The organism is Plantactinospora sp. GCM10030261 (genome assembly GCF_042666615.1).
GTDB lineage: Bacteria > Actinomycetota > Actinomycetes > Mycobacteriales > Micromonosporaceae > KBS50.
This window is the reverse complement of the sequence record NZ_JBHTDD010000019.1, coordinates 55,434-67,513: the sequence shown is the minus strand read 5'-3', so window position 1 is coordinate 67,513 and position 12,080 is coordinate 55,434. Positions and strand designations below refer to the sequence as shown.

Annotated in this window: 5 protein-coding genes; all 5 read right to left on the bottom strand. The window is 68.3% G+C overall.

Annotated features, from left to right (window positions below):
* Positions 1-78: 78 nt before the first annotated feature.
* Entirely contained in the window at positions 79-3,588 is a 3,510-nt protein-coding gene (gene pglX / locus ACFQUZ_RS21645) for a BREX-2 system adenine-specific DNA-methyltransferase PglX (RefSeq protein WP_377445155.1), read from the bottom strand.
* Positions 3,585-7,715 carry a BREX system serine/threonine kinase PglW gene (gene pglW / locus ACFQUZ_RS21640; protein WP_377445152.1) on the bottom strand — a complete coding sequence of 1,377 codons (4,131 nt, stop codon included), beginning with the start codon at positions 7,713-7,715 and terminating at the stop codon, positions 3,585-3,587. Before pglW ends, pglX begins: the two co-directional genes overlap by 4 nt.
* Before the next feature lie 245 nt (positions 7,716-7,960).
* A complete protein-coding gene (locus ACFQUZ_RS21635) occupies positions 7,961-9,370 on the bottom strand; it encodes a DNA/RNA helicase domain-containing protein (protein ID WP_377445149.1) in 1,410 nt (469 codons plus the stop codon).
* On the bottom strand, positions 9,367-9,930 hold the full coding sequence (locus ACFQUZ_RS21630) for a hypothetical protein (protein ID WP_377445147.1): 564 nt from the start codon (positions 9,928-9,930) through the stop codon (positions 9,367-9,369). Before ACFQUZ_RS21630 ends, ACFQUZ_RS21635 begins: the two co-directional genes overlap by 4 nt.
* 114 nt (positions 9,931-10,044) lie before the next feature.
* Positions 10,045-11,970, bottom strand: a complete 1,926-nt coding sequence (locus ACFQUZ_RS21625) for a DNA/RNA helicase domain-containing protein (RefSeq protein ID WP_377445144.1) — start codon at positions 11,968-11,970, stop codon at positions 10,045-10,047.
* Between the last annotated feature and the right edge of the window lie 110 nt (positions 11,971-12,080).

Genomic DNA, 12,080 nt, shown 5'->3' with positions numbered 1-12,080 from the left:
AGTCTTTAAGGATTCGATCGTGAACCGACACTACGTCTCCCGTTCAAGCAATAGAAGTCGTCACACCTAACTGTCGGCCTACCAAACCATAGATAATGACCCAAGGTCTGAACGGCTAACTCTGCCAAATGCAAGTTCCGAGTCGAGGAGGTCAGTGACAAACTGGGCTGGTGACCCGGGGAAGCCGGGGCGTTCGTCGGTGTACCACTGGTGAAGCCATGGCTCCAGGTCGGCGATGCCGGCGAGCAGCGGAAGCAGGCGCTCGGCCGGCCAGACGGCCTGGGTCTTGCGGTCGAGGTAGACGGTGGCGAGGGCCTGCGCCTGATGCAGGTGATCCCAACCGGCCCAGCCGAGCAGCTCAGTCGGATCGCCATCCCGGCCCGCCCTCGGATAGGAGATGAATCGTTCCTTGGGCACGTCGAGCTTGCCACGGTTGCGCCAGTACGACGGCTTGGCAAAGTCGGCCGAGGTGTACTTGGGCGGGACCGGGACCTGGATGCCCTCCTCACCCTGGTCCTCCAGCCGCTGCAGCTCCCAGGTCCGCTCCCACTGCGCCCGCTTGCGCAGTCCCGACGGCTTGTAGCGGTACACCGGCAGGTACGGCACGTGCTCCTCAGCGACGAGCTTGCTGAGCGTCTTGGTCAGGTCGTAGTCGTCCCGGCCGACCCACAGTTCAAGCACGGCACGGAAGTCCTCGTCGTGCCGCACCTTGTCGGCCAACTGCGCGACGGACTGCGGCACCGGGCGGTCACCCCACAGCTCGGGCGCCTCTAACCGATCCAGCAGCCAGTCCCGCAGCGCCTTAGCCTGCATGGCGTCCCAGCCCTCGGTGGCCCAGCGACGCTTGCACTCCGGGCGCTCGATAAGCGCAATGTTGCGGTCCGACTCGATAACCGCGATCCGCCGTTCCACAAGCCGCCGGTAGTCGTCCGGCCAGTGCGCCGGCAGCTCGGTGATCGGTATCGACCCGTGCCGCGCGAACCACTGCGTCTCGACCTCGCCGGCCGCCATCTTCCGAGCCAGCACGATCTCGAAGGCCCGCTCTCCCAGTTTCAGCTCCAGCGGCTCGGGCGTGGTCAGGTCATCATCCAGTAGCCCGTAGAGCCGGTAGACCTCCCAGTCCAACTCCTCCTGCGCCGCGATCATTTGCGCATGGGTAGATTCATAACCTGCTCGCGCAGCACGCAGCCGCTCCAGAGTCGGCACACCGGACTCTGCGACCGCCGTCGGAGTCGCAGCGGTAAGCCGCTGCGCCAGCGAATCGAGCAACCGGGCTCGCTCCAGCGGATACGCCTGTGGCAGCGGGAACTCTTCGAGTTTCGTCCCTGTAAACTCGTATCGTTCGTACCATGGCTCTGGGCTCAAACGGTTACCCCCGCCGCTGGAGTTTGCGGTGCCCGCCTTCGGTTGGCTAACTTGCTTCAGCCAGAAGCAAGCTGCCGAGCTATTGAGCAGACCCAGAATGCGCAAATAATGCTCATCCGTCCCACCCTCCTTCAGTTTGACAACAGGCGCCGATCGATTAAAGATTGCACCGGCTCGACCAAGGACGAAATGGTTATGTGTCGCAACGAAGGCAAAGGAAACACAGGTTGCTGTCTTTAGCTTTTCGCGATACAACTCGCGAATGTCGTACCACCGCAAGTACTCGATTGTCTCGACCGGCTTCCCGAATCGCCGCCTTACCTCCAGCACCCTCCTCGCTGGCCACAAGAATCGGATGGTCTTGGGGACTGCCTGCGGATCGTATCGTTCAAGTCTGTCGTCATAGGGAAAAAGACAGTGCAAGGTCTCTATGACACTGTAATCGCGAACAGCTTCTCCTCGCACAGCGGGCTTAGCAACCTCGATGCCGTGGCGACGAACGGCACCTGAGTTTATAAGGAAGGCATCATCCTCACCGGTAATCGCCACGAACCCCATGTTGACTTGATCTCCGAGGATGTCTCCGACCCGGCCAAGGATCGTCATTAGCCCAACAGCGCCACCTCCGGATAGACTCCACGGATGGCGAAGGAACTGTCGGCGCGAAAGGTCGGCTACGCTTATCCAAGCGGACTCTGACCCGGGGTAATCCACCTGGCCGATAATCGCCCGCCAAACCTGTCCTTGGACAGGGTCCTCTGGCGTGGATTGTTCACCGCGCACGCCGAGAATCGTCCGCACAACTTCAGAGCGGCGACGGAAATTGGCTCGACCAATCAAGATCACGGTAGGAGTTCCGTGGCCCGGAATAAAGGCACCGGACGTGTCGATCACCTCGGTCAACTCCACCTGGTGGGCGAAGTAGTCCTCGATGAGTTTCTTGCCGAACTCTCGCTTCATGAAAGCGTTGCCGGTGATCTGGCCGACGTGCCCCGCCCCCTCGCCGTACTCGTCGGAGCGCTTGGCCAAGTCGAAGAACCGCTTTGCGAACGGCACTGTCAACGCATACTGCCGGTGACACACGTCCGGGTAGATCTCCCGGTAGAGCTTGTTGCGGGCCGGGTCCGACACCGTGATGTAGGGCGGGTTGCCCACCACCACGGTGTATTGACCTTCGCGCAGGTACTCACCCAGCACGTCTGCGTCCTCGGTCGCGTACGCGAAGCCGCTCCCGCCCTCCAGCAGGTCCAGTATGTCGCCTTGGTGGCTCGACCGTTCGTCCCAACGCAGCAGCGAGTCGCCCGTCGCCACCCGCACGGGCCACCATGGCGTGCGTTCCAGCGACGTCAGCCCACACTCCTTCATGGCTGCGATCAGCAGCCGGAACCGGGCAATCGCCACGGCGAACGGGTTGATATCCACGCCAGTCACCTGGCTCAGCGCCCGCTCGACAAGCACCCGCGGGTCCCCCAGCGGCTCCCGCGCCCGCCACAACGTCACGAGCCGCGAGAACGCCCCGAGCAGGAAGTGCCCCGACCCACAGGTCGGGTCGATGACCGACGTCTCCGACAGGCCGAACTCGTCGACGGCTGGCTTGAACGTCCGGTCGAGGATGAACTCCTCCACGAACTCGGGCGTCTGGAGCAGCGCGTACGTCTTCTTGGCGTGTGTGGAGAGATCCTGGTAGAGGTCGCCGAGGAACCGGGTGTCCAGGTCGTCCTTGCGCAGCGACACCAGCCCCGGTCCGCGCCGGAAGAACTCGGACAGCTTCTCGGCGGCCTCACCGGAGATGTCGAACCGCCAGATCGGGTTGTGCTCGTCGAAGACCTTGCCAGTGGCGCGCAACCCACGCAGATATCCGAACGCCTCGCGCAGCCACTCGCGGTCGTTGTGCCGAGGGTTCTCGATCAGGTACTGCTGCCGGTGCTGCATCGCCCTACCCACCGGGGCGGCCGGCTCGGGGCCGCCGATCCACAGTGGCTCAACCAGGTCGTTGTCCTCGCAGAAGCGGACGAACACGCACCCCAGCACCCACGCCACGGCGGCCTGGTCGAGCACATCCTCCAGCCATGTCTCGAACGTCGCCGCGGTCCGCTTCGCCGAGGTCGCCTGGCCGTGCTCCTTCTCCAGCGCCGATCTCAACGACGAGTCCCGCCCGACCTGTGTGCGCAGGTCGTCGGTGAGGGCGGTGACCTGGCCTTGCAGCGCCTTGAGGGCGATCATCGGGGGGTGGTCCTCTCCAGGGCGGGGGTGATCCAGTCGTCGGGCAGCCACATCGACTGGGCGGCCGGCGAGGTGAGGGGAAGCTGGACGTTGTCGAGCATCGCCGGCACCTCCCGGCGGGCCGGCACCAGCAGCAGTCGGGCCGCCGGCCGCGCCCGGGTGGGGTCGGACAGCTCCTGGACGAGCCGGAGTTGTCCGTAGCGGGCCAGCGGTGCGGCCTCGGTGAGCAGCACCGGTCCGCCGGCCGCCGCAAGCGCTTCCTCGACGGCGGGTACGACCTCGTGCTGCACCAACTCGACAAGACTGCGGAAGTCGGGGTCGGTCGGCGAGCCGTTGTCGGCGGCGACAAGTGCCTCCCACGGAAAGCCCTGGGACCGCAGCCGGTCGAGCAGGATCGCGGTGACGTCGACCTCGGTCAGGTCGAACCTGTCGAGCAGCGCCCGGCGGGCGGCGGTGAGCCGGCGGATCGGGGCGAGCACCACCAGGAACGCCGCGCGATCGACCGCGCCGGTCAGCCGGGCCTGGGCGTCGCCGGCCGCGTCGGGGCCGAGGATCGGGCCGGTGGTGCTGGCGACCCGGGTGCCGGTGAGCGACGAACCGTGGCCCGGTGGGGTGTAGCAGCCGGCCGCCGGGTCCCAGGTGAGTGGCACGTCGCGGAGCAGCCCGTCGAGGGCCGGCCGGTCCGGCAGTTCGGTGGCCCGGGGAAACCGGGTGCGCACTCTGGTGCGTACCGCGTCGGGGGGCAGTTTCTGGCCAACCAGCGCGCCCACGGCCAGGCGCAGCGCGCGCTCGGCGGGCATCCCCGTGGGATAGAGCTGGCCCTGGGCGTTGACGTAGACGGCGCCGTCGCTGCCGGCGGCGGCGAGCTGCAGCAGCCGCAGGTCGGTGAGGGTCGACATGCCGGCCGGTGGGGTCTCCAGGGCCCGCAGGTCTTCGACGGCGCGTTGCCGGCTGGGCAGCGGGTCGGTGGCGGCCAGCGCGACCGCCCGGCGGCCCAGCCGGACCACGTACCCGAGCAGGTCGGCGGCGGTCCGTTCGGTGGCCGGGTCGTCCGGTTCCCGGCCGATCAGCACGGTGGTCCAGCCGCGGCCGCGGTGCATCGCCACCCGGGCGTCGCCGCCCCGGGCGAGTTCGGTCTCGACGGCGGCCCGGACCAGGCCGACGGCCTGGGCGGTGCGTTTCGGCTCGGCCGTGTAGGAGCCGCGGGCGGCGATCAGCGCCTCGCCGATCTCCTCGGCGGACATCACGCCGCCCCGGGTGTCGAGCAGCGCGACCACCTCGTCGCGCAGCAGCAGTAGCGCCATGTTGTCCCGCCAGTCCTTGGCGGTGTGGCGGCGCAGCAGGGTGGAGATCTGCGGCTGTAGCTTGCCCACGGCTCGGGCCACGTCGGCCTGCGACGGCCAGTGCAGGAAGTGTCCGTCGTCGGTGGCGGCCTGGCCGAGCAGCACCTGCAGCGCAGTGCGCTGCCAGCTCGTCCGGCCCGAAGGCGCCGGCAGCAGGGTGCCGCAGAGCGCCTCGATGCCCTGGGCGAGCGGCCGGTCGGCGGGTCTCGGCTCGGGATCCGGGTCGGCGAACTGTTCGCGGAGGGTGCGGGTGCGGGCCAGGATCTCCTTGCGGGTGGCGTCCGGGATGCCGCGCGCGCGGGTGAGCGCCGACGGTTCGGCGTCGAGCAGCTCCCCCACGGTGAGGATGCCGAGCCGTTCCAGGCCCGAACGGGCCCGTGGCGTCAGGCCGGCCGCGTCCAACGGCGAGATCAGAGTCAGCGGTACGGCGGCGCCGGTGTGGTCGGTGGCGGCGGGTGGTTCCGGGATCTCGCGGAACACGGCCCGCCAGGCGTCGAGCATCTCGTCGACGGTGTCGAACCGGTCGGCGGTGTCCCGGGCGAGGGCCTTGCGGAAGAAGGCCACCAGCCGGTCCGCCACCGACGGGTCGAACGCGCCCGGGTCGAGGGTGACCTCGTCGGGGACCACGGCCGGGTTGGCGCCGCCGGCCCACCGGGGCAGCGTGCCGGTGGCCATCTCGAACAGGGTGACGGCTGCCGAGAACCGTTCGGCGGCGGCGTCGTACCGCAGCCGGCGCGGCGGGCCGAGAAACGGGTCCAGGTAGGCGGCGGTCCCGGCGGTGAGCTGGTCGGCCGGGACGGCGGCCAGCGAGAAGTCGAAAACGCAGAGGTGGAGTTCCTTGTCCTTGGGCCGGGGCCGGGACGCCAGGTTTGCCGGCTTGATGTCCCGGTGCCACACCCCCTGGCCGTCCAGGAACGCCACGATTTCCAGCAGGTCGCGGCCGTACCGTTCCAGCAGGCCCAGAGCGAGCCGGCCGCCACGCAGATCCTCGGCCAGGGTCTGCGATCCGGCGCTCTCCAACAGCAGGGCGGTCCGGCCGCCGACCCGGATCGGCCCGTCGACAAGTGCGGCCACCCGGGCGTCGCGGAGCTGTTCGACGGTACGCGCCTCGGCGGCGAACCGGTCGGCGAACTGCTCGTCGCGGGCCACCTTGAGCACGAGTTCCCGCCGGCCTTCCGGGGTTTCCCGGGCGACCAGCAGCGCGGTGGCGGTGGCGCCGGTGCCCAGCCGCTTGACCACCTCCAGACCGTTGTCCAGAACATCGCCACGGTGCGCCTGGAGCGGGTCGACCACCGGTTCCGGGTCGGGGGCGGTCAGCTCCTCCCAGACCAGCTCGATCCAGGCGCGGAAGTCGCTGACCTTGCGGGTGCGGTGCGCCGGGTCGCCCCGGGTGGCGTCGTAGATCGCCTCCACGAGGGCCACCGGCATGCCGTCCGCCACCGCCTCCAGGTGCAGGCCGCCGCCGGCGACCGCGGCCACCAGTTCCTCGGCGGTTGCGGCCGGGTCGAGGCCGGCGAAGATGCGGTACGCCAGAGCGCCGAGCGAGAACACGTCGAGCTGCGGCCCGGGGAGGTCGTCCAACGTGGACGCCTCGGGGGCCTGGTAGCGGCGGACGCTGTCGTCGAAGAACAGCTCCAAACTGGCCGGGTCGGTGGGTGACGGGGTGCGGGTCAGCCGGGTGGTGGCGAGCCGGCCGCCGGTCTGCCAGTCGGTCACCACCAGCGACGGTCGGGTGCTCTCCGGGTCGGCCACGAAGATCGCCCGGGGGTGTAGGGCCCGGTGGGACAGTCGTCGGGAGTGCGCGTAGTCGACGATCTCGGCGAGGTCCTGGACGAGTTGCAGGCGTTGGGCGAGTTGGAGTTTGCCGTCGCGTTCGGCGAGCCACTGGTCGAGACGTACCCAGTCGGGGTGGTGGTCGAAGACGACCGCCGGCCCCCACGGATGCTCGACCAGGTCCAACGCCCGGGCGATGCCCGGGTGGTGGATGCCCTGCAGCAGCCGGAACTCGCGCTCGGCGGCCTTCTTGATGGCCGGCACGTCCTCCTCGGCGGCGCGGCTCGCGAGATAGAACCGGATCCGGCGGAGCAGGCCCGTCTGGACGGTGTGGTCGGCGAGGAAGTCCTGCCAGCCGAGGCCCTCGGCGACCGGTCGCTGGTGCAGGACGAGCTGGTTGATCCGGCGGTCGGCCACCGAGGGGCGCAGATTGGCACCGCGGACCAGGTCGACGATCTGCCGGGCGCGCACGGCGTCGACCCGCTGGCGCGGACTGTCCGGCTGTGCGGTCAGCAGGTCCTTGAGGCTGGGCAGGCCGGAAGTGTCGCCGTCGAGGCCGTAGACGTGCTGGCGGCCGATGTCGTCGAGGGTGCAACGCATGCCGCCGGCGTGCAGGAAGATGGCGGCGTGCACGTGCGGGATCGGGGTCCCGGGTTTGGCGTAGCGCTTCAGCAGTCCCTTCAGCCGCTTGGCCTTGAGGTTGGCCAGCAGGAGCGGGTTGTCCCTGGGCCAGGCGATCCGCCGGTTACCGGCGCGTCGGGTCCACTGGGTCCCGGTGCCACCGATCTCACCGGTCCAGTGCTTCAACTCCAGCAGGTAGAGCCCGGTCCGGGTGAGCACCAGCGCGTCGACCTCGTTGATCGAGCCGTCGGTCGCGACGAACTCCACATTGGCCCAGACGTGGAACGGCTCCACATCGGGCAGATAGGACGCCAGATTGCGCAGGCCGTCCTTCTCGTGCTCGAAGGCGCTCGGATTGATCTGCTCCCAGCGCGGCGAATCCTCACGCATGCGGCGACCGTCACTCCCCCGGGCAAATTGGCTGTCAACGGTCCGATGGACGGTACCGGCGGTGACGCCCTGTGCCCAGACTCCGTACGGAGGAAGGGCATTTGTCGGTTCGGCGGGCGCGATCGGTCGACCGGCAACAAGAAGCGTCACCTGCCTCTTCCTGCGTATCCGCGACGAGCTGATGAAGTCGGGCAGCTCGCGTCCGATATCTGACAATGGACGTCCTGCGTACACCCGACGGATGGTTATAGTCCCCGCTCCGCGCCGGTCTGCTTGCCGAGTTGGTGAGCACCGGCCGGTCCGGGTCGCTCCCGATCGCCTGCAACAGAGACGAGACCTTTGAGGAACTCCTGGGTCTCGGGATCGACCGAGTAGATCAGGCACCCGCGGAGTCCACGGGTGAGCAGCACCTTGTAGGCATTGCGGATCAGCCGGTGCGGGTTCGCTGGCCTCGGCTTTCCGGGCCCTCCGGTGATGTCCAGGTCACGGGACGCCTCGGGGTAGGTGGCAAGTCGCCCACCGCGTAGAACAAGATCCTGGCCGAAGATTACCCCGGCCCAGTCGTACTCGAATCCCTGGGCGGTGTACGCGCAGCCGACCTGGCCGAATCCACCCGGGTCGGTCGCCCAGTAGGCGCTCGACGGTATCCCGCGTGGCGGATGAGTGGCGTAGGCATTCCACGGCTTCGACCAGTCCCCGATCCTGACATCGTCGACGAGTCGGCCGTTCTTCGTCTGTCTGGTCCAGTCCCAGCAGAAGCCCGCCGTTATACGCGCCGACTCACCAAGGGACCGGCGTTGGGCGAGAAACCGTTCCATCTCCTCCGGTGAGTCCGCGACCCTGAGCTGGAAGGTGTCATCGCCGTCCCATCGGACAGGACCGTCGGGGCCGACCTCCAAAAGCCGGTCAACCCACCATTCGAACAGAGGGCTACCCCCGCAGCGGAACTGTCCACCCAAGGTGATGAGCTCAGGCTCGCAACCATGACGCAGTGCCGCATCGTGAATGGCCTCTACCGTGCCGACCTCGTTCGACCGCAACGCCTGATGACCGTCGAGCAGGAAGACCGCCACCTTGGCAACATTAATCAACTCATCGACCTGCGGAATCTTTCCGAAGACACCACCGCGGTCCGACCGGGTCCTGATCCGGTGTGCCTCGTCGCAGATCAGCACGTCGATGCTGTCCGGTGGGTCGTTCGCGAAGTCTCGGAAGTAGTTGAACAGCGGGTTTGTCCGCTGCCGGGGGTCGCGTGGGTCCCTGCGTGCATATCGCCGCAGGGTGGAGGTGAATGCCCTGGAACCGGTGGCGTGGGCGATGGTGACGTCCTGCCCAGCCAGCTTCGCCAGCAGGGACAGCGCGATGGCGCTCTTACCGGTGCCCGGACCGCCGGACACGATGACCACCCTCTTGCGACGTCCCCGCCGCGCCCACCGCACGCCCCGCATCACCAGCCCCAAGGCGGTCCGCTGTTGGTCCAGCAGCACGAAGTGCCGACGGTTGCCCAGCTCTTCCGCCGCGTACCTCAACAGGTGTTCACTGGCTCGGACCTCACTTCTCAGCAGTCGATCCGCCGCTGGCCGGCCGCTGGCCGGCAGGAAACGTCCGTCGAGGTAGGCGGCGAACCGCTCGCTCTGCTCAGGCGTGTAGATCATCCGTTTGAATCCCCTACGCCCGGAACGTAGGTGACCCACCTGGGCCTCGGTCGTGGCCAACGCCGACAGATCCCCGGTGCGGTCGCGTTGTGCATGTACACCAGGCCGTGCACGGCATCCGGCCGTTCCAGCAGGACCCGCACCATGTCTTCCAGGTAGGCGCAGTACGCCTCGACCTGCGCACCGGGGTGTAGCTGCGCCTCCTTCGTCCACGGAACGCTTACCAGGTCCTCTTCCCTGTCGAGCCAGGTTGCCTCGCTCCATTGCTTGAGTTCGACCACCAGATAGACATCGCGACCGTTCGGATGAGTGCCGGCGACGATGGCGTCCACCCGCCGATCGCTGCGGGGCAGCCGGTACTCCGTCAAGACGCTGAGGTCACCGAAGCCGAGGGCGCACAGGCGCCGCGCGAGTTCGGGAAGGCTGTTTCTCCAGGACCGTCGTTCCCGGTCATCTATGCGGTATCCGGCCGCGACAAGGTGACGCCCCACCTCGCGGACCAGGGTTCCGGCTGCTTCCAGCTCCAGAATTCGTTTCGGCGTGGTGTGGAACGCGCGCAATGACCTGCCCCCGAGGCACGAGAAACTCGTGCGGTGGGGGCATGTCCCTCAGTCGGGGAAGCCCGTCGTTCCGCGAAACTGACGGCAACTGTAGTGATACGTGTAGGTTTGTCGCTACCCGTCGTTCGGTTCCTCGTACCGGGTCTCCACGGGACGCTCCGGCCGCACCAGCCGGGCCAGGAAGTCGCGGGTCTCCGGATCGGTGGAAACGATGGCGGTGCCGCGCATGCCGCGGGTCAGCAGCACCTTGTAGGTGTTGCGGATCAACCGGTCCGCCTCGTCATCACTAACCGCCTTACGGCTGCGGAACGCCGGATCCTTCGACTCGGCGCGCCGCGTCACCAGCCGGCCGTCCCGGGCCACCAGGTCGGGGCCGATGATGACGCCGGACCAGTCGTATTCGAAGCCCTGCGCGGTGTAGACGCAGCCCACCTGACCGAAGCCGTTCGGGTCGGTGGCCCAGAAGGCACTGCCCGGCGCGTCGCCGACGCTGCGGTCACTGTTGACGTTCCACGGCCGGGCCCAGTCACCGACCACCACGTCCGGCACCAGGGTGCCGTCGGGTCGTGGTTTGCTCCACGGCCAGCAGTAGCCGGCGGACATCCGCGCCGTCTGCCCCGCCCGGCCGTCGACACCGGACCGCTGCCGGCTGCGCAGGAAGGCTTCCAACTGCTCGGGTGACTCGGCGAGCCGCAGGTCGAACCGGCCGTCCCCGGCCCACACCACAGGCTCGCCGCCGTCGAGGCCGAGCAGGTCGAGGACCCACTGCTCGTACGCCTCGCTGCCGCCGCACCGGAACTGGTCGTGCAGCGGCACCAGCTCGACATCGAGGCCCAGGCTCTCCGCGTACGCAGAGATGATCTCGACGTTGCCCAACTCCCCCGGCTTGACCACCTGGTGCTCGTCGAGCAGGAACACCGGCACCCGGGCGGCCGCGATCAGCTCCTCGAGCTGCGGCCGGGCCCGGTCGCGCCTGGCCTTCGTCGTGTAGCGGTTGACCGACGTCTCCCGGATCCGGTGCGCCTCGTCGCAGAGCAGCACCTCGATGTCCTGGGGATCGGCGTCCATGAAGCTGTTGAAGTACTTGAACATGTCCCGCATCCGGGTGGACCCGCGGCCGGCGTAACGGCGCATGGTCTGGGTGAACGACCGCGAGCCGGTGGCATGCAGCACCGGCCGGTTACGGCGGGCCAACTCCCCCATCACCGACAAGGCGATGACGCTCTTGCCGCTGCCCGGCCCGCCGGCCACGATCACCGCACGCCGGCGATTGGCCGTCCGGGCCCGCTCGATCGCGTGCATCACCATCTCGTACGCGACATGCTGCTCGTCCAGCAGGGTGAAGTGCGACCGTTCCCTCAGCTCCTGCTGGGCGTACCGGAGAAGGTGTTTGCTGGGCCGGACCGGGCTGGTGAGGAACCGGTCGGCGGCGCCGGCGCCGGACTTCGGCGCGAACCGTGAGCGGAGGTAGTCGAGCCACTGGCCACGGCGCTGCCCGGTGAACAGCCGGCTCTGCTCGGTGGCCGGCCGGTCCAGCAGGTCGGTGACGTCGCGGTCGACGGCGTTGTGCAGGTACGCGGCACCGCGCAGCGTCGTCTTCAGGTGGCCGAGCGCGCCGAGGAAGTCGGTGAGGTACTCGCAGTAGTCGGCGACCTGGACGCCGGGATGCAGGCGCGGCCCGCGCGCGTGTTCGACGGCGACGAGGGTGTCCGAGTCCTCGTACGCGGTGGCGTACGACCACCCTTTCAGCTCCACCACCAGGTAGGAGTCGTCGCCGGTGCGCGGGTCCACCCCGGCGAGCACCGCGTCGATGCGGCGGCTGGTCAACGGAAGCTGGTATTCCACAAGCACCTCGACGTCGCCCAAGCCGGCATCGAGGAGATCCTGGGCCAGCACCGGCAGGCTGCCCTTCCAGGAGCGACGCTCTGCCGGGTTCACGCCGTGCCGCATCGCCCACAGGTGCTCGGCGACCCGATCGGCCAGGACGCCGTCGGTGGCGAGGCGCAGCAGACCAGTGGCGGACGTACGGAACGCCGACATCGACAATTGCCCCCGGGCAGCACGAAATGATCGTGCGGATGGGGGGCATATCCGTACACCGGAAGCCCGTCGGACCGCTTGGTTCCCAGCACTGTAGCGATTGGATCAAC